The 20,100-nt window shown below is 37.8% G+C and carries 17 protein-coding genes and 1 tRNA gene; 6 read left to right on the top strand and 12 right to left on the bottom strand.

From position 1 onward, the window contains the following. Positions 1-17 precede the first annotated feature (17 nt). Positions 18-101, top strand: a tRNA-Leu gene (locus tag IWB64_RS03340). A 110-nt stretch (positions 102-211) separates the two neighbouring features. Here the strand turns inward: IWB64_RS03340 and IWB64_RS03335 are convergent. From IWB64_RS03335 to IWB64_RS03295, 9 genes are all read right to left on the bottom strand, one after another. Then, positions 212-1,246 (bottom strand): serine hydrolase domain-containing protein, encoded by a 1,035-nt coding sequence (locus IWB64_RS03335; RefSeq protein ID WP_194532666.1) that lies wholly within the window; start codon positions 1,244-1,246, stop codon positions 212-214. 31 nt (positions 1,247-1,277) lie between these two features. Further along, positions 1,278-2,132, bottom strand: a complete 855-nt coding sequence (locus IWB64_RS03330) for a CPBP family intramembrane glutamic endopeptidase (protein ID WP_194532665.1) — start codon at positions 2,130-2,132, stop codon at positions 1,278-1,280. Positions 2,133-2,281: 149 nt separating this feature from the next. Next, the gene (locus tag IWB64_RS03325) at positions 2,282-2,866 is read right to left on the bottom strand and encodes a hypothetical protein (protein WP_226975793.1); all 585 of its coding nucleotides are present in this window, start codon (positions 2,864-2,866) and stop codon (positions 2,282-2,284) included. A gap of 45 nt (positions 2,867-2,911) precedes the next feature. Further along, entirely contained in the window at positions 2,912-3,679 is a 768-nt protein-coding gene (locus tag IWB64_RS03320; RefSeq protein ID WP_194532663.1) for a DUF6090 family protein, read from the bottom strand. Positions 3,680-3,721: 42 nt separating this feature from the next. After that, entirely contained in the window at positions 3,722-4,642 is a 921-nt protein-coding gene (locus tag IWB64_RS03315) for an NAD(P)-dependent alcohol dehydrogenase (protein WP_194532662.1), read from the bottom strand. A gap of 25 nt (positions 4,643-4,667) precedes the next feature. Beyond that, positions 4,668-5,261 carry a hypothetical protein gene (locus tag IWB64_RS03310; protein ID WP_194532661.1) on the bottom strand — a complete coding sequence of 198 codons (594 nt, stop codon included), beginning with the start codon at positions 5,259-5,261 and terminating at the stop codon, positions 4,668-4,670. A gap of 123 nt (positions 5,262-5,384) precedes the next feature. Continuing rightward, complete coding sequence (locus tag IWB64_RS03305) at positions 5,385-6,479, bottom strand: acyltransferase family protein (RefSeq protein WP_194532660.1); 1,095 nt, start codon at positions 6,477-6,479, stop codon at positions 5,385-5,387. Positions 6,480-6,501: 22 nt separating this feature from the next. Further along, positions 6,502-7,059: an ankyrin repeat domain-containing protein gene (locus IWB64_RS03300; RefSeq protein WP_194532659.1), complete on the bottom strand. Its 558-nt coding sequence runs from the start codon at positions 7,057-7,059 to the stop codon at positions 6,502-6,504. 136 nt (positions 7,060-7,195) lie between these two features. Continuing rightward, a complete protein-coding gene (locus IWB64_RS03295; RefSeq protein ID WP_194532658.1) occupies positions 7,196-7,852 on the bottom strand; it encodes a porin family protein in 657 nt (218 codons plus the stop codon). Between the two features lie 756 nt (positions 7,853-8,608). Between IWB64_RS03295 and IWB64_RS03290 the strand changes: the two genes are divergently transcribed. The 4 genes from IWB64_RS03290 (at position 8,609) to IWB64_RS03275 (ending at position 13,373) form a co-directional block, all read left to right on the top strand. Next, positions 8,609-10,660: a helix-turn-helix domain-containing protein gene (locus IWB64_RS03290; protein WP_194532657.1), complete on the top strand. Its 2,052-nt coding sequence runs from the start codon at positions 8,609-8,611 to the stop codon at positions 10,658-10,660. Between the two features lie 112 nt (positions 10,661-10,772). Beyond that, the gene (locus IWB64_RS03285; protein WP_194532656.1) at positions 10,773-11,867 is read left to right on the top strand and encodes an adenylate/guanylate cyclase domain-containing protein; all 1,095 of its coding nucleotides are present in this window, start codon (positions 10,773-10,775) and stop codon (positions 11,865-11,867) included. A gap of 284 nt (positions 11,868-12,151) precedes the next feature. Then, the gene (locus IWB64_RS03280) at positions 12,152-12,727 is read left to right on the top strand and encodes a Crp/Fnr family transcriptional regulator (protein ID WP_194532655.1); all 576 of its coding nucleotides are present in this window, start codon (positions 12,152-12,154) and stop codon (positions 12,725-12,727) included. Between the two features lie 70 nt (positions 12,728-12,797). Beyond that, positions 12,798-13,373, top strand: coding sequence for a hypothetical protein (locus IWB64_RS03275; protein WP_194532654.1), 576 nt, complete (start codon positions 12,798-12,800; stop codon positions 13,371-13,373). A gap of 444 nt (positions 13,374-13,817) precedes the next feature. Here IWB64_RS03275 and IWB64_RS03270 read toward each other — a convergent pair whose 3' ends face one another. Both IWB64_RS03270 and pta read right to left on the bottom strand, forming a co-directional pair. Continuing rightward, positions 13,818-15,002 carry an acetate/propionate family kinase gene (locus IWB64_RS03270; RefSeq protein ID WP_194532653.1) on the bottom strand — a complete coding sequence of 395 codons (1,185 nt, stop codon included), beginning with the start codon at positions 15,000-15,002 and terminating at the stop codon, positions 13,818-13,820. Positions 15,003-15,008: 6 nt separating this feature from the next. Next, positions 15,009-17,096: a phosphate acetyltransferase gene (gene pta, locus IWB64_RS03265; RefSeq protein ID WP_194532652.1), complete on the bottom strand. Its 2,088-nt coding sequence runs from the start codon at positions 17,094-17,096 to the stop codon at positions 15,009-15,011. Positions 17,097-17,499: 403 nt separating this feature from the next. On the opposite strand from pta, the gene IWB64_RS03260 reads away from it, so the two are divergent. Then, entirely contained in the window at positions 17,500-19,125 is a 1,626-nt protein-coding gene (locus IWB64_RS03260; RefSeq protein ID WP_194532651.1) for a carboxylesterase/lipase family protein, read from the top strand. A gap of 78 nt (positions 19,126-19,203) precedes the next feature. Here IWB64_RS03260 and IWB64_RS03255 read toward each other — a convergent pair whose 3' ends face one another. Further along, positions 19,204-20,088, bottom strand: a complete 885-nt coding sequence (locus tag IWB64_RS03255; RefSeq protein WP_194532650.1) for a dienelactone hydrolase family protein — start codon at positions 20,086-20,088, stop codon at positions 19,204-19,206. Positions 20,089-20,100 lie beyond the last annotated feature (12 nt).

Genomic DNA, 20,100 nt, shown 5'->3' with positions numbered 1-20,100 from the left:
CAATTTAATTTGGAGATGCAGGCGTGGTGGAATTGGTAGACACTCTAGACTTAGGATTTAGTTGCGCAAGGTGCGAGAGAGTTGGAATCTTTACGCCGGTACAAACAAAAAGCTGACTTTTAGGAGTCGGCTTTTTTATTTTTGGTCAAACAATGTTAAAAAAAATGGAGCGTTTTCCTACCCGTTTGCCAATCGGGGATACTTTTAGTCCCTATTGAAAGGTTTCTTCCCTTTTCAGGATTTTGACAATACGGTTAATTACAATTTCCGATAAGTTCCATTCGTATCCCTCAAAATCTGTCGTATTGATAAATTGGACAACAACGGTATCGATATCTTCGTGGTATTCTGCAAGACTCTGATAGCCAACAACCAAACCGCCATGTTCGTATTCATAGGGATAGATTTCCTGTTCCCCTACATCAAAAACAGAACCATCATTCAGTGCCCTAAGAAATATACCTACGTCTTCTGCAGTAGCTAACATTCCGTTCTCTCTAGCTTTATAATCTTCATCATATCCAACATAATAGCCACTCATTACATCATCTAAATCGACTTCGTTTATCGAAAAAAAAGTGTTCTTCAGTTCGAGTGGTATCAATATTTTCTCCTTGATATACTGTTGGTGGTTATAGCCTAATACGTCATCCATAATTTTGCGAAGCAACAGATAATTGGTGTTTGAATATTCGTAGCCTTTATCAGGTTCAAAACTAGCCGGTAAATCAAGGGCAAAGTCAATCGCTTTTTCACCATTTTCCTCTTCGTTTTGCCAATACTTGGGATTATCGGTAAAATTGGGAATACCACTCCGATGTTGCACCATCATTCTAAGAGTGATTTTTTCTGCATTTTCAATTCTTCCTACAAGTTCTGGAAAGTATTCTGCGAGTGTTTCATTCAAAGACAAACGTTTTTCTTTGACCAGTTTTGTGACAGCAACAGCCGCATATAACTTGCTGATACTGGCAATTTTGAACAGCGCTTTTGGGTCGGCTGGTATTTTCTTATCTCGGTCTTTCCAACCCCCTGCATAAAATGCAGGTGGTTTACCCCCTTCGTCGACATAGGCAATCATACCATCAAACCCGTGGCCAATGGCTTCGTCTACTTGTTCTTGAACCGTATCGGGTAACGGTAAAATCCATGCCTTTACCAAAATCCATGGCACGAAGAACAGGGAGCCTATGCTTGCAGCTATAAATAGGATTCTGAGTATTTGCTTTGCTTTTTGCTTTGTCATAATTCCGTGGTTTTTTATACTATCTGAAAACTTATAAGTGCTCAACTTTCGCCTTTCGCCAAAAATAGATGGCAAATAGCGTCGTGATAATCGGTAGCATGAGTCCGTATTCATCTATCCAAAAAGTAGTGCGGTCATTTGTAATCGTCAAGGGTGTGAAGACCTTTTGTATGAATATATTATGTACGGAATGAAATAGGGCCGCAGGCCACAAGCTGTTGGATTTAAAAGTATAGTAGGCCAAAATGACCGAAATTGCCACTATCATTACTGTAAAGGCTGTAATGTGAAGCAAGAGGCTTCCACTTCCCTTGTAAATTAAAAAGATAATTGGCCAATGCCATATCGCCCAAATTACCCCACTAATTAAAGAAACAGTGCCAAAGGAAAATAGTTTCCGAAGTTCGTAGATGAAGAATCCCCGCCATCCTATTTCCTCGCCCAATGTTGAACCAATGTTCTTTACAACACCAACAATAGATAAGAGAACAATCATAGTCAATAGTATAATAGTACTACTGAAACCTTCCATGCCTAATTCTTGCGACCATTCGGTGATAGTTTCCTGATTGAGCACATTTCCAAAACCGAAAACCCAAATCAATACATAGGAAATCATAATATAGGCTACCGGAATCAAATAGGATAGGCGCAAGTTTTTCAAGCCTTTAAGACCCCAAGGAAGACTTGAAATCGGTCTTTTCATTAGCTTCAATGTAATGAAGGCCGAAAGTGCAGGGCACATCATCAAAGCTCCGACATAGATACTTGTAGGGTTCAGCTTGAGTATTGCATAATAACAGATAACACTTAACAAGGTCAAAATCGCCAAAAACAACAGTATCGTTATCCGGACTTTTTTCTGGTTTTTTGGTTCGTTACTCATAGTAAGTTTATTAGGTGACTATATGCCTATTTACAGTGCTAATTTGATTGTTTTTACCTCTTTGTTTTTCTTGCTAATGGTGCTAAATAGCGGTCAATAGCTATACTTTGCCCCAATGAACTGAATATCATTCTTAACAGCCCATTCCATTAATGGGACTTGGTACTTTTACCCATTCTCAGCGTTCTAATTGCTAGTGCTACCAGCGATATTATTAAAATCACGAAATAGAGTGTCGTAATCGTACTCTTAAGAAGACTGAAACTACTGGTTATTGTTACAGTACTATGGTCTATTTCGGGATAGCTGTTGAGTATAGCAATGATTCCTATATTTTCAGCGTAATCCATCGCTCCGGCTAATAAAGGCAAAAGACAGAGATATGCCAACACCGTTTTTAGTTTGTCGAGTTTGTTAAGAAAATAGGCAAGTACTAAGCAATAACTTATTCCAAATAAAAATGGATAAACCATATCCACAGGTATTTGATTGCTTAAATAAGTCTTACGTCCAATTTCTCCGAGTGTGTTGAATAGTTGGTCGACATAATTGAAGTCATATCCCATTGGTAGCATATCAAGCAATTTCATTCCATTTGAAAATTCCATTGTTTTGGGAATAGTAACAGTAAGCATGAATACATATACTACATTGGTAATTATGAAAAGTGATAATACTTTTTTACCAGCAATATTTTTCTGAAAGAATTTGGTTATTTGTTTTGTTTGCTTCATTGTCATTTTTTCTTCTCTAAAGTTTAACAAATGGGTAGAAAGAATTTAATCATTGGTTATCAATACATCTATTTGATTGACAACACTTTGTCCAACAGCTCCCAGCTTACTGTATTGATCGATCATGCTATCAAATTGAAAAGCTGCCAAACTGATTACGTTTCGGTAAGGCGCAGACCCCGTATATCGCCTAAAGGCCTCATCATACTCAGATTGAGATGTTGCCCTTGTTTTTAAAGAGTCTGGTGACACAAAGGCATAAGCAAAAATTAACGACAAATCAAACTGGGTAGAAAGATAGGCCTCTTGATGCACCATAAAATCATTATAACTCTTCTCGTTTTCGGCAATGACTACTAATAAATCATGGTAATTGGCCAACAATGAATCTAGCGGGGTGTTATTGATTTTTCCAAAATATTCTGAATTTTTCAGAGCTTCATATCCGCCAGTATTCGGTTTAAAAAAGTAATCTGCAAAAGCATAACCGCTGGCCATAAAAAGTATAAGATTCTCATCTTCTGTCTTATCCAAAATACTTGTACGGGCTTTTTTACAGACCTCGGCTATTTCCGCCCTTCCCTTAGATATCTTTTCTAGCTTTCGCATATCTTCTAAAGTGTGGGACTTAATTTTTACCAAATAATCTTTTAAGGCGTTATCATCTTTTCGAACCTGGTTCCAATTGTTGATTTGCAAGGCGATCAATATACCGATGACAACGAGCACTATTTCACCTATGGCATATAGTATATATTTTCTGGTCTTATTATCTCCCAATAATTCAAACCGTATTTTTCTAAATATTTTCATGATTGGCTATGCTTTAGTTAAGTATTACAAATCGTTTCCATTTTATTGTTGAATGTCAATCACGAGATTTCCTCTTTTTCGTCCTGAATCAACATATGTATGTGCTTTTACGATTTCATCAAGCGTAAAGGTTTTATCGATAAAAGGTTTAAGCTTTCCTTGTTCCGCAAATTCTTTTATGCGCTCAAGATTCTCCGTTTTCTCCTTAGTCAGCATTTTAATCGTTACAAATTTACCTCCGGCATTTAAGACTTTTTTTGCCTTGGCCTTGGAGGTTTTGCCCACGGCATCAAACACAATGTCGAATTTTTCGTTGTGCTCCGAATAATCCTCTCTCTTATAATCGATTACTTCTTCCGCACCAAGGGATTTAACAATCTCAATATTGGAACCGCTGCAAACGCCCGTGACCGCTGCTCCTTTTTGTTTTGCAAGTTGCACGGCATAGCTGCCCACACTGCCCGAAGCACCATAAATCAAAACTTGCTGTCTCTTTTTTAAATTGGCTTTCTCAAGAAGGTACATAGCCGTCATAGCTCCTACGGGCAAAGCAGCCGCTTCTTTATAAGTAAGATTTTCCGGTTTTAGGGCTACCACGCCATTTTTCCATTCCTCGGGCAAGCAAATATATTCCGCGTAGGAACCTGTTTTTAGCATTGTGGTGGTGCCGAATACAGTGTCTCCAACACTAAATTTCGTAACATTTTTTCCGATGGCTTCAATGGTTCCGGCTAGCTCGTGTCCTAAAATTTTCTTCTTGGGTTTGAACAATCCAAATATCAATCGTGCCGGGAGCCAGAGTAAGGGTGGAAAATCTGAACTCCGCAATCTCACATCGCCTGAAGTGACCGTCGCTGCATGGATTTTGACCAGCATTTCATTGTCCTTCGGATGTGGTTTTGCCATTTCTGTGACTCGAAGGACATTTGGCGGACCATATTTTTTATAAACTACCGCTTTCATATTTATTGTTTTAAGTTACTTTGATTTACTCTGGTTTTGAATATTCGATTAATTCCTCTATGTATAAAAAGTCACCTTGATTCTGAGTGAGTTTTATGAAGTTTTTTACAGCGGGTGCATATAACCAAACCTCCTCTTCATTGGCGCTATATCCCCTAGAATTCGTGGTTTTTCCAGCGTATTTTATGGTATAGGCCATGAATGTTCCGGCTTCTACTGTTTCTTCTTGGTATGATACTATCTCAGCATCTTGACTTTGGTTTCCGGTTGTTCCATCTTGACTGGTCCAATTGTTTTCATATTTCCACTTTTTACCCACTTCCAGAGGCCAATCGTACTTAGGTGTTTCGCTATCTTCCGGCTTCACTATGTCAGTAACGGGAATTGTATCCTTTCCGATTGTCATGCCTAAAACTCCATCAGCACTCACTATTTTTCTTGTATCTGTTCCATCGGAGCGTACTTCTCCTTCGCTTGTTACACCTTTATATTTCCATACCCATTTTTCACCAACTTGATAATCAGTTAAAGTAGGTTGTTGGGTGATACCAGATTTCTCAGTACTGTTACAAGCACTAAGCATTACTAGTGAGAAAAATAGTATAATTTGACTTTTCATATGAGCTATATTTTAAATTTGCGTACTTCTCTTTAATGCCTTTTTTTCCGCTTGTTCAGGCCATTCTTTAATAAATTCTAACCCTAGTTTCAATCAAATTGAATGCTTCATTTTGCTCGATGTTCAGTTTTGGTTCGAGGTCAAAGTTTTACCCTTTTCGATTTTTTTGTAGGTCCATTTCAATCCGAATAAAGGCCTTAAGAATCTTATCCTTTTAAGAACAAACTCATAAATGATAAAACAACCTACACCCGTAAAAGCTACAATACCAATAAATTTAAATAGGATAGGTATCTCCAATGGCAATATGAGCAGTGCTCCTGCATATAAGACAAACATGTGAATGATATAAGCAGGATAAGCTGCTTGACTCAAATAGCTTAGTGTTTTACTCGGCCTGTTCAAATATTTGTAGCCAAGACCAAAAACCCCAAAAATCCAGCAATTTGATTCGATGGCCGTAAGATAGCCAGGCGCTTCCGTAGCGTACATAAAGTATCGGATACCGAACAAAACAGCGGCCAAGCCAATATATAACCATCGCCACCTTAGCACGGTTTGCCAAAAGGTTTTACCACTATACACAAAGAGAAAACCAAAAAAGAAGGCAAGCAGTCCAAGGAAAAAGCCATGCCAAGTCTGCGCATACATGGAAAATAACTGAGGTTTTACCGCTACGGCCTCTACGACAAAAAACAAGGAAATCAACAAAGGGCCAACAGGATTTCCCATAAATGCGGACAAGCCTTTTTTAAACCTACCTTTCTCGTTCCTTTTCAGATAGAAAAACAGGGGCAGTAACAATAATACATATGCAAAAATATTACCTAAGAACCATAAATGCCCTGCATGCGGGAAATAGCCCAAGGGCATATCGTAATATTTCTGAAAAATAAACATATGAAGCGTGGTTATTGCCACAAAGCCAAAGGCAAAGGGTATAAGAATCCGCTTTGCCCGCTCCAAGAGCAATTGCTTCCAGTTTCTTTTGCGCATGGCAAAATAGAGCCCCATACCGGACACATAAAACAACAATGGAATTCGCCAAACATTTAGCATGGTCATTGGTTTCCATAGACCCTCTAAAAATTCATCACTTCTGATAAAGCCAATGAACATAGCCCAAGGTTGGAATATGATGGATATGTGATAAATCAATAGCAAACCTATCGCAATAACCCGGAGCCAATCAATATCGTGTCTTCGTTCTGTTTTCATGGAAATATCCTTTTAAGGTCTATTACTGTAACATCATGGCAATGACAGGACGCGTTTTTTCGATTTCGTTCAAATCAATTTGCAAGCCCATTGGCTGTAACTGTTTTTGTAACATTTCATAAATGGGTTTCATATCTGCGAAAGGTACCATTACGGATTCTCTGGCCGTCGCACCAAAATTGTTTCTTGCAGATTTATCAACCTTGGCATCAATCAACATTTGAACAATCTCGACCCTACCAAAGAATGCTGCCGTATGCAAGGCTGTGGCCCCATCATTATTCTTGACGGTTAAATCCACACCCGCATTGATAAGCTCTTGGGTAATCTTGATTTTCCCAAAGCTTGCTGCAGTGATTAACGGAGTTGAACCGGTCATAGCATCTTTTTTATTAAGGTCGGTACCGACGTTGATGTGTTTTTTAATAGCTTCTAGATTATCCGATAGTATTGCTGCTTGAATGTCCATTTCTGGTGCATCAACTACGGCCTTGACTTCTGTATTGCTGTTTGCCTGTTGTTCAACCTTATTACCAGACTGACCGCAAGCAGTGATTAGTAAAAGGAGAGCTAGTGACATATGTGCTACTATTCTTAATGAATTAATTCTAGCTGTTTTGCTCATTACTTTGTTATTCATTTTTACTAGGTATTCGTGAATCTTTGATTTCATGTTTATATTTTTTATGATTATTGATATGATTTTTTGCTAATAATTAAAACCAGCTAAAGCCAACTCCCAAACTAAATTGCACCACCTCTCTGTCAATGTTATTATTCAGCTTTACACCACCAAGGAGTAATTTAGATTGAATGTTTATGGCAAACTTGTTTTTTCTGTACACTTCATAACCGGTACTCACCATAGCTGCTATCCCTGTATTCCAGTCGTCATTTACATTGTCTTTAATATCATATAACGCAGGCGAATCGATGGCTAAACCGGCACCACCATGTATCCACCACCGGTCTTTTACCCAGTACTGAACAGAAGGTATAATGCCTCCAAAGTGTCTGTCGTTATCATTAAGCGTATAAATCATTCCAGGTGCAGAAACGGTAATGGCTAATCGGTTATTTAACATATAGCCTAACTTTAATTCAGGAAAAGTGCCACCGCCTTGGGTATCATCAAAACTTTGATTTCCAGCACTATCTTCTATACTAATTATACCACCACCTAGACCAAATTCTAACATAAAACCGTCTCGGTTAAAGTTGTTTTGGGTATTAGAATTGTTTTGTGCAAATGCCATTGCAGATACTAGAGTAAAGGCAATACACGCCATTTTTAACATAACTTGTTTTTTGATTGTTTTACTAATGCCTTTGTTATTTAATTTTAATAGGTATTCGTGAATCTTTGATTTCATAATTACATTTTTAATTGTTGTTATAATTTTGTTTTAGTAAGGGATAGACTTTGATTAGGGTCTACACCTTTTTCCAAACCGTCGAACTAGGGTTCTAAATGAAGGTAGTGTCTGGATTCTGACCAACGGATTCTCTTGCTGTCCTTGAAGTGGGTAAGGAAAGTGAGCCTTCTAGATTCCGTTGGCGAATAATTGATGATTGTTCTCATGACTGTGTTGTTTTTTGATGTTTTTTTATTGACCGTGATTAGCGGTTAAAGTTTCTGTACTGTGCCCATTGGGTTCTCTTGCTGTTGCTGAGAAATGAGAAGTACTGTCCTGTTCTTGATTCTGTTGCTGTTCTTCTAATTGATGCTTTCATGATTTATTTGTTTTTATAGATTATTGACTTTTTTTTGATTCAGATTATCTGCTAAAGTTTCTGTATTGTGCCCACTGCGCCCTTTTGCTGTTACTTAAGGGTGAGAAGTACTGTCCTGTTTTTGATTCTGTTGCTGTTCTTCTAATTGATGTTTTCATGATTAATAATTTTAAATTGTTTTGTTATGATTTTTGTTGGTACAAAGATGCTATCGAACTTGAAGCAACCCGTATGAGCTATGCGGAGAACTATGTAAAGTTTTAGGAGGCCATAAAAATTATGACGCAGGGATGTAAATTATGACGCAAAAGATGACTTTTCCGTTAAATAGGCAGCCTTCGAGATAAGGTGTAATTCTTTAAATTTTCCCTAATTTAGAGCTAGTAAAAAACAATATGTCAAACACATCGGCCAACACATCGACCTTTATTGAACAAGCGGAAGCCCTGATTCTGGAGAATTTGGGTAACGAGCAATTTGGGGTTTCTGAATTGGCAGATGCGATGAATATGAGCCGGTCCAACTTGCTTCGAAAAATCAAGAAACAAACAAAACTTTCCGCAAGCCAATTCATTCGTCAAGTCCGACTTAAAGAAGCGATGGAATTACTTAAGGAAGGTTCCTCAACGGTCTCCGAAATTTCGTATCAAGTGGGCTTTGGAAGCACCTCATACTTCATCAAATGTTTTCGGGAACTATATGGGTATCCCCCTGGAGAAGTTGGAAAAGGTGCAGTAGTGGAAGAATCGGAAAAGGTTCGAACCAACTTTTTAAATCGTTACAGGTGGCCTGTTATTGCTACATCAGTTGTAGCATTACTTGTTGCTTCCATCTTGTTTTTTAATAAAAAGGATGCCGTAAATACTGTAGAAATTGAAAAATCCATTGCCGTGTTGCCCTTTAAAAACGAAAGCGCCGATTCCACCAATCTGTATTTTGTGAACGGATTGATGGAATCCGCATTGAACAACCTTCAGAAAATCGAAGACTTGCGAGTAATCAGCAGAACTTCTGTAGAAAAGTATAGAAAAACGGATAAGGGTATCCCAGAGATAGCTAAAGAGCTTAATGTGAACTATTTGGTAGAAGGTAGTGGTCAACGTGTTGGGAATCAGGTATTGCTCAATGTTCAATTAATTGAAGCTTCATCGGATACACCAATTTGGGTAGAACAGTACAATCAGGAAGTGTCGGACGTCTTTGCGTTACAAAACGATGTTGCGAAGAAAATTGCCGATGCCATTGAGGCGGTCGTGACACCGGCCGAACTGGAGCAAATTGAAAAAAGACCTACCGAAAATCTGGTGGCCTATGATTATTATCTCCAAGCATTAGACCCTTATTATTCTCAGACTCCGGAAGGCTTGGAAAAGGCCATCTCATTATTTGAAAAGGCAATAGAACAAGATTCGCAGTTTGCCTTGGCTTATGCCAACATCGCTATTTCATACTATTTGCTCGAAATGTCTCAAATCGAGAAACAATACACCGAAAAGATTAATAGCTATGCGGATAAAGCCTTGCTTTACGATTCAAAATCTGCCGAAAGTTTGGTCGCCAAGGCTTTTTACTATATACGAACAAAGGAGTACCAGTTGGCATTGCCACATCTTGAAAAGGCACTGGAGTATAATCCCAATTCATCCCTGGCCGTGCAAATACTTGCGTTGTTTTATTCTAGCATGATTCCCGATACCAATAAATACCTTGAGTATGCATTGAAAGGGGTTCAGCTTAACGTTGCAAGTGATTCTGTTACCCAGAGCTATACCTATTTACAGCTGAGTAATGCCCTGGTGTCATCGGGATTTGTTGATGAGGCGTTAAAATACATCAACATGTCGCTCGATTATAATGCTGAAAATTATTATGCGCCGCATTTAAAAGCATTTATCCTGTTCGCTAAGGATGGTAATGTTGAGCGAACTAGAAATTTGGTGGTTAAAGAATGGAACAAGGATACCACTCGGCTTGACCTTTTACAGGACATAGGGAAGTTGTATTATATCGAGGAAAATTATGACAGTGCCTATACCTATTTTAAAAAGTTTGTTGAAGCAAGGGAAGCAAATGGACTGGATATTTATCTACAAGAAAACGTCAAAATTGCCTCGGTATATAAAAAAATGGGGTTGGACTCGGAAGCTGAGAAACTTTTTAACGATTTCTCAGAATACTGCGAAGGGGACCAATCAACCTATAGAAGTGTAAATCTAGTTTGGAAATACGCTTATGAGGGGAAGGTTAATGAGGCTATCGAACAGCTTAGAATATTTTCCAAAACAGAGAATTATATGTATTGGTTTTTGTTAATTGAAGATGAACCACTGATTCAACCGCTAAAAAATCATCCCGAATTTGATGCCATTATGCAAAAGATAAAAGACCAATTCTGGGAAAATCAGGCGATGTTGAGAGCTTCATTAGAAAAGAAGGGGTTGCTTTAACACAAGGGCATTTTCATCGTGTCCGAATAAGGAAATGATTCCAATATCAGTACACCATTCTTGTGCAAATACAATATGCTTATTGTACGGTAATTAAATAGAACTCGATTTAATGAAACTATCCGCCATAACTAAAAGAAATATAGGTAGAATTATTCCCTTCGGAATCATTTGGCTAGTCTCTGGGGCTTTATTTCTTTGGGTAGAGCATGCCGCGCTTGGAGGCAAAGCGAATAACCTGGAAAGTGCTATTAAACTTGATGCCGGTGTTCTGACTTTTGCCCTTACAGGAATCACTTTTATTGGTATTCTAGTTGGTTTTATCGAATTGGTATATCTGAACCGCTTGTTCGAAAAGCAGCGTTTTTTGGTTAAAATTATTTCAAAATTTCTCATTTATGCAGCATTTTTCTTTGTGGTAATTTTAATCACTTTTCCAATAGCGGCAAGTATGGAGCTAAAAACTTCGATACTGAATCAACGTGTTTGGAATAGATATGGGACTTTTTTTTTCAGCATTACCAATGCTAGCACGATGATACAACTTTCGTTTCAGTTGCTGACATCATTACTATATGCAGAAATCAGCGAAAATCTTGGGCAGAACATCTTGCTCAATTTCTTTACCGGAAAGTACCACAAACCCGTTGCCGAGACCCGAATCTTTATGTTTGCCGACATGAAAAATTCCACTTTTATTGCGGAACAATTGGGGCATATCCAATATTTTGAATTGCTAAAGGCGTATTATTTTGACCTATCGGATGCTATTGTCAAGAACCGCGGCGAGGTCTATCAATATATCGGGGATGAAATTGTTATCTCTTGGAAAATCAAAAACGGCATAAATAAGAATAACTGTATTCATTGTTTTTTTGATATGAAATCGGATCTATTAAAAAGGAAGGAAAACTATTTGGAAAAATATAAGGTTTTCCCAGATTTTAAAGCAGGTTTGCACTTTGGGGAAGTAACCACCGGAGAAATCGGCGCCTTGAAAAAAGAGATATTCTTTACCGGGGATGTGTTGAATACCACCGCAAGAATACAAGGACTATGCAATGCATATGGTGTTGACCTACTGGTTTCCAAAAACCTAATTCTTCGATTAGAATTCGGGGACGAGTATTCCGTTAAGACTTTAGGGAAACCTCAGCTCAAAGGTAAAATCGATGCGTATGATTTGGTAACGGTTTCTTTGGCATAAAGTGTTGTATTTGTTTAAGGATTTAAGTGCATTATCAAGGGTATTATACAAACTGAAATTTTCCTAAAGTCACACAAATATCCCACTTAAAAGAAATATATATAATATTATGGTTACACATTCCAACTTCAAAAACAGGACAGTACTTCTCAACCTTTAACAACAGCAAAAGAGCACAATGGGCGCAGTACAGAAACTTGAATATTAATTAAAGGGGATGGACCATTATCAAAGTCCATCCCTTTTTTTGGCAGAAGTTTAAATCTCTTCATTACATTTAAGGTATGGAAGTATCAAAATTGGATAAATCTATCGATACGTACACTTCACATGTATCCCAAAATGCCCGCCAACAATTAGCAGATATATGTATTGAACAACAATCGAAGAAAGACAGTATTTTGCTTAAGCCAAATCAAACAGATGATTCTGAATATATACTTTTAAAAGGAATTGCCCGTATTTTTTTACTAAACTCCGAAGGAGAGGAAATCACACTATCTTTCTTTGAAGACAATACCGTTCTACCCCCTTTCGTCACACGAACCGACAATGGAAAATCATTATTGTATTGCGAAACCATAACCGATTGCAACTTTGCCAAAATAGATGCCAAAGACTTTGAATCATTAATGATTGACAATTTAGAGATCCGTGATTTCGGAAATACGGTTATGCGACAAGAACTTTTGAATAAGGTCAGTAAAGAAATCCGAATGGCCTCTTGGTCGGCTAAGGAAAGATTGGAGCAGTTCCGTAAAGACTTTTCAATGTTAGAAAATAAAATTCCCCATTCCATGATCGCTTCCTATCTGGGTATTACCAATGTTTCTTTAAGCCGCTTAAGAAAACAGTATTAGAATTGCTTTTTATCATTTGTTAAACTAGGTTTTGATTTCATGGTGTTTCTTTGTTGAATAACATAAAGTCATGAAAATCATCCGTACAACAATAGAGAAAAACGTATCGGGCAAAAAGGTGTTGTTCCTTTTTGTACTGACCAACTTGGTATATATCCTAATGCTGACAATTACCATTCCCAAGGTTGTAGGTTATGCCAATGGTATGAGATTGTTGGATATGATGCCCACAGGTTATGACCCTAATTATGTAAAAGCGCTGTTCAATGCCCTCGGGCCACAGGGTAGGGACGCCTACATCTACCGTCAACTTCCAGTAGATATGGTTTATCCCGCGCTTTTTGGTATCAGTTATTGTTTAGTACTCGCCTACTTTTTTAAAAAACTGAATAAGCTCAACAGTAAGTTGTTTTTTCTCTGTTTGCTACCGTTATTCGCAGGATTGGCAGATTATCTGGAAAATATCGGAATAATTAATTTACTTGCCAACTATCCTAATTTAACATCTGACATGGTAAGAACAGCCTCAGTCTTTAGTCTTGCTAAAAGTGGAATTACGACACTGTACTTTATAATTTTGTTAGTGGCTCTTATTTTTTTGGGAATCAAATCATGGAGAAGAAAAACAATATCAATGATTTCATGAACACATGTATTTCATCTTTGAGGCGATAAGTCACTCCATTATCTGCTTTATAAATGTCTATTTGCTTTTTCTGCGCGATTCCAGAAACTATGAATATTAAGAAAATAAATGCTAAACTCCTCATCGCTAAATGGTTTGCGTTACAAAAGCAATATTACAAATAATTCAAAGTAAAAACTTACGGAATTATGTAAATGCTTTATCTTTTTACTTTGTTACATTTATATCCAAGAGAATCAATCCGAGTAGAGTAGTATAATGTGAAAATAAGTATATATGTCTATTTAAAGCACTTCTTGTAATCAAGTTTTAAATTGTTAGTCTCTCCACCAGTATAACGATAAAACCCTCTCAGAGCACTGAAAGAGTTTTGTTATTTTGAAAGAAGTAGTATTTTCTATAATCTGTGCAAACACAAGCCTTGTTTTCCAAAAAAGTTAGCACTTACGCCTCCAACGCATAAGTTTGTCTAGCTATTTCTAATTCCTCATTAGTGGGGACAACAAGAATTTTAACTTGTGATTCATCTTTCTGAATCTCAAAAATAGAGGCGCTTCTTTGGTTGTTTTTTTTATCATCAATGTGAAGGCCTAATGCTTCCATGTCTTTACAGGCCATTTCTCTGAGTACACTTGAGTTTTCACCTATACCTCCAGTAAAGAGTATGGCATCTACGCCGTTGAGCACGGCAATGTAAGTGCCAATAAACTTTTTAATACGATAGGCGGTCATGGCTAATGCCAATTGGCAATCTTTATTTCCTTCTTCTGCTCCATTTTGGATTTCTCGCAAATCCGAATATCCGGTTAGGCCCAAAAGTCCGCTTTGTTTTTGTAATAAATAGTTGACCTCTTCAGAAGTCATTTTTAAACTATTCATAAGATGAAAAATTACGGAATGATCAATATCTCCACTACGGGTACCCATAATAAGTCCGTTTGTAGGGCTAAAGCCCAAAGAATGATCAATACTCTTGCCATCTTTTATAGCAGTAGCACTACAACCATTACCTAGGTGAATACTTATGATTTTGTTCGCTGGTTTTTCTAAATAGGCAATAGCCTGTTCCGAAACATATTTGTGACTAGTGCCATGAAAACCATATACACGAATACGGTTTTTGTCTGCAAGTTCTTTAGGAATTGCATAGCGGTATGCTTTTTCAGGCATGGTTTGATGATAGGCCGTATCAAAAATAGCAACCTGTCCTGCATTTTTAAACATATCTATGGCTACTCTGATACCTGTTGCGTTGGCAGGATTATGGAGCGGAGCTATAGAACTAAGTCGTTCTATCTCTGCTACTACGCTTTCATCAATTTTGGTGGGTTGATCAAACTTACTCCCACCATGCACTACACGATGTGCAACAACATCAATTTCATCTGGGTGTTTTAGAATACCATGGATGTCATGCATCAATAAATTAGTAATTGCCCGTAAACCTTCTTTGTGGTCTGCAAGGGTCAATGACTCTACATGAGATTTTTCTTTGGCAGTATAATGTACTTTACCGTTATCAAGTCCGATACGCTCCACCAAACCTTTACAAATAATTTCTTCGGAAGGCATTTCAATCACTTGAAATTTTATTGAGGAACTCCCTGAATTGACAATCAAAATCTGCATAGTTGTTTATTTTTCTTGTGCTTGGATAGCAGTTACGATTACTGTATTAAAAACATCTTCTACCGTACAACCTCTACTTAAATCGTTTACGGGTTTATTAAGTCCCTGTAACATTGGGCCAATGGCCACGGCTCCGGTTTCTCTTTGTACTGCTTTATAGGTGTTGTTTCCTGTGTTTAAATCTGGAAATATTAAAACCGACGCTTGTCCTGCAACCTCGGAATTAGGGAGTTTACTTTTACCGATTAATGGGTCTACGGCCGCATCATATTGTATGGGGCCTTCAATCTGTAATTCAGGATTTGATTTTTTTACGATTTCAGTCGCCAATCTCACCTTGTCTACATCATCTCCTTTTCCTGAACTACCGGAAGAATAAGATAACATGGCAATTTTAGCTTTAATTCCAAAAGCCTCTGCAGAAGCTGCGGACGAAATTGCAATCTCTGCTAACTGTTCTGCCGTTGGATTAGGGTTAATGGCACAATCACCAAAGACGGAAACTCTATTTTCCAGGCACATAAAAAATACAGAGGATACTACTTTTATGCCAGGCTTGGTTTTAACAAACTGTAATGCTGGGCGAATAGTATGTTGCGTGGTATGCACAGCTCCTGAAACCATACCGTCTGCATCTCCTTGGTACACCATCATAGTACCAAAGTAAGAAACATCCAACATAGAATCCCTGGCAATATCCATATTTACACCCTTATGCTTTCTTAATTCATAGAAGGTGTTGGCATAACTTTCAAAATTAGGTGCGCTTCCTGGATCAAGGATAGACAAATGGGAAAGGTCAAAACCTAACTGCATAGCCTTCTTTTCAATCTTTTCTTTATTCCCTAAAAGCGTTATTTTAACAATGCCCAAAGCACTCAACTCGCTAGCAGCTTCAATAATTCTATCATCTTCACCTTCTGGAAGAACAATGTGCTTTTTAGAGGTTTTGGCGCGCTGTACTAAGTTGTACTGAAACATTCTTGGCGTAGTGCCTTTTGCTTCGTAAGTTTTTAATCGCTCCAACAATAATTCACCATCAATATAAGAGTTGAAAAGTGAAATTGACGTTGCGATTTTTTGTTTGCTTTCCGGGTAAATCCTAGATTTAATATTACCTACGGCGTTGGTGGTGTCAAAGGTGCCCTGTTTTACGGAAATTATGGGTACATGGGTTTCAAAACCTTCCAATAGCTTTAGGATAGAGGGTTCTGGAATAATTCCTCCGGTCAATACAATCCCTGAAATGGTAGGGTAGTTGTCAGAAAGGTTGGCATGTAACGCACCTAATATAATGTCTGAGCGGTCTCCTGGTGTAATAACCAGGCTATTCTCATGCAAGTGATTTAGGTAATTGTGTAATTGCATAGCACCCACACCAAAACTACCGGTTTGGTTATTTAAGCTTTCTGCACCAAACAGCACTTCTCCATTAAGAGCTTTCAAAATTTCACGAATGGTTGGGTGAGATAGGTTTGCAACTCTAGGAACTGCAAATACAACCGTCTTGTCTTTAAGCTCCAGATTTAGCCTCTTGTTCACTAAATCTATATTCTCTGGCCGGAGCTTATTTGCTACCACGCCAATGAGCTCAATGTCTTTTTTAATATAGGTATTGACAGCAGAACCAAGGTTACCGCAAAATTCCTCTAAGCTGTTGCCTTTGGCATTATCAATTAGAATAACGGGAATGCCAAGATTTTTGGCAATATCTATGTTTAAATCAAATTCAATTACACTTCCATCACTAGAGAAATCACTTCCTTCTACAAGGATAAAATCAAACCGTTGTTCAAGTTCTTTGTACTTTGATATGATCGAGTCAAGAATGTCTCCTTTTCGTCCATCATTGAACATTTCAACCATCTGACTTTGGGTAAGTGCGTAAGCATCTTCTACAGGAATATCCAAATCAAAATGAGAAAGTACAGTGTTAATGTGATTATCGATTTCGCCTTCTTGAACATCACTAATTACTGGTCTGAAATAGCCAACTTTTGCCATTTTTCCAAGTAAAAGTTGCATTAAACCAAGTACAACTATTGACTTGCCACTATGAGATTCTAAAGCAGCAACATAGAGTGCTTTTGTCATAACTTTAATTGTTTGTTAATAATATGATTTTTGTCATTGAAATTGCCGCAAAGTGTTTAATTCAGGGGTAAATACAGGTGATTTATAGCGGATTTACCAGAATTTACAAGTTAAGTCCTTTTTAATAATTTAACATTATTTTTATTAAAAATCAGTCGGGAGTTTAGTCGTTTATCAATTTTGAAGTGAATGATTTCATCTATTTAATGAGGTTTGTTTATTTGTTTTTCTTTGGTTCTTTTTTGTCTTGAAAAACATTGAAATTGGAATAGAAAAATAGTGATTCTATATGTAAAATGAGCAGGTGCATTGAAGTAGGAATTTGTTTTTTCCTTACATTGGACATAATTGAAATTTGGGATTGCATATAACAAGAATAACAGCTCAACATACACTCAATAAAATGAAAAAAATTAGCACCACTTTGGTAGTATTTGGAATTATACTTTTCACAAGTTTTCTGGATGCTCAGTCAGAAATACATACGGGAGAAAATATTGCGGTAACAAAAACCAATTCCGGAAAAGTTCGTGGATATATTGAAAAAGGGGTTTTCACTTATAAGGGAATACCCTATGCTCAGGCAAAACGATTTGAAGCTGCACAAAATCCGGAATCTTGGGAAGGCGTAAGAAGTTCTACCATGTACGGGCCTGTGGCGCCATTATTAACACCAACAACATTAGTACAGGATGAAGCTGAATTTGTCTTTGACCATGATTGGGGTTATACCAATGAAGATTGTTTGAATTTAAATGTTTGGACACCTGGTATTGATGAAGGGAAAAAGAGACCAGTTATGTTCTGGATTCACGGTGGTGGATTTACAGCAGGCTCAAGTCATGAATTACCTTCTTATGATGGTGCTAATTTGAGTAAAAAAGGTGATGTTGTTGTGGTCTCTATCAATCACCGGTTGAATGTTTTAGGCTTTTTAGATTTATCCGCCTACGGTGAAAAATACCAACAGTCAGCTAACAATAGTATTTCTGATATGGTTATTGCGCTGGAATGGGTGCGGGATAATATTTCAAACTTTGGAGGAGACCCAAATAATGTAACTATTTTTGGGCAATCTGGTGGAGGAGCAAAGGTAAATACTCTCATGGCAATGCCTAAAGCCAAGGGTTTGTTCCATAAAGCAGTCAATCAAAGTGGTTCTTATAGAAATAGCATATTGGAGAAAAAAGAGACCAAAGCTATTGCCAAAGAAACTATTTCTATTTTAGGGTTGGATGCTAGTACTATAGATAGTATTCAGAATATTCCTTTTGAAACATTGGTGAATGCCAGTAACAAAGCTCTAAAAGTAGTTGCAGAGCAGATGAAAGCGGAAGGAAAACCTGTTGTTGGTTTTGAGTTGAACTGGGGTCCTAGTAAAGATGGTATAGACCTGCCATATCAAGTAGGTTCTTTAGAGGCGTTGGCACTTTCAAAAGATATCCCGTTGCTTATTGGGACTGCAAAAAATGAATTTGGACCATTTGCCAATATGCGTTTTGTGGGAGCTTCCGATGAAACCATTATGAATCATATTAAGGATACTTACAAAGAAAAGGCAGATGATTATGTAAAAGCGGTCAAGAAAGCTTATCCCAAAGATACGGATGCAAAAGATTTGTTGGATGTGGATACCAGATTTCGCCCAGGCGCTGTAGAGCAAGCCAATATCAAATCAGATTTAAAAGGTGGCGCAGCTGTTTATATGTACTTATTCACTTGGCAATCTCCTGTTTTTGATGGAAAATATAAAGCGCTGCATTGTATGGAGCTACCATTTGTTTTCGATAATATTACCCTAGCAAATCATATGACAGGAGGCGGGAAAGGTGCACACGCTTTGGCTGATAAAATGAGTCAAGCATGGATTAATTTTGCCAAGACTGGAAACCCTAATCATTCCGGATTACCGGAATGGCCATCATACAATAGTGCTAATACTGCTACGATGCATTTTGATTCTATTAGCGTTGTAAAACCACAGTTAGATAAAGAGCTGTTTGCTATCATTAAGAATACCGATAAATAATTTAAGATAAATTACAAAAGAAGGCTCAACCAGATATTAATCTGGTTGAGCCTTCTTGTTTTATTCGTTCCGGTAAGACTATGCTAGATGCTTCTTGAAAAAATCAATGGTGCGTTGCCATGCAAGTTCTGCTGCCTCACGGTCGTACCGTGGCGTGGTGTCATTATGAAAACCATGATTGGCATTTTTGTATATGTATGCCGTGTAGTCTTTACCGTATTTTTTTAAGGCAGCTTCATAGTCTGGCCATCCTTCGTTTACGCGTTTATCCAATTCTCCAAAATGGAGAAGTAAGGGTGCCTTTATTTTCTCGATGTTTTCAGTGGGTTGCCCTCCGTAAAAAGGAACGGAAGCATCTAAATCAGAAACTTCTACTGCCATCATGTTTGAGATCCATCCACCGAAACAAAAACCAACAACCCCTACTTTACCCGTGCAATCTGGGTGGTTTTTTAAATAGGAATAAGCAGCTATAAAGTCTTGTAGCATCTCATCTTTGTCTCTTTTTCTCTGTAGTTCGCGTCCTTCATCATCGTTTCCGGGGTAGCCTCCTAGAGGGGTTAGGGCATCTGGGGCAAGGGAAATAAATCCCGCAAGGGCAGCCCGGCGTCCTACATCTTCTATATACGGATTAAGACCTCGGTTCTCATGTACAACTATAATACCCGGAAGTTTTTCTTTTGCAGCAACGTGTTTAGAAAGAAGCCCTTTAATTTTTTCCCCACCCTTGGGAGAATCGTAGGTTATAAATTCTGATTTTAAATTTGGATCGTCTTGTTTGATCTGAATTTTTTTCACGTAATCAGGAGAAATAAAACTTAGCATGGAACCTACGGTAAGACCACCTACGGCATATGCTGATAATTTATCTAAAAATAATCTTCTGCTGACCCTATTATGGGCATAGTCGTCATAGAGGTCAAAAACCTCTTGTTTGATATCTTCTTTTTTTAATTTTTTCATAGTGAAACGTTT

Source organism: Zobellia nedashkovskayae, assembly GCF_015330125.1.
In the GTDB taxonomy this organism is placed as follows: domain Bacteria; phylum Bacteroidota; class Bacteroidia; order Flavobacteriales; family Flavobacteriaceae; genus Zobellia; species Zobellia nedashkovskayae.
Note: the sequence above shows the minus strand (reverse complement) of the source record. Positions and strands in the feature narration are given on the sequence as shown.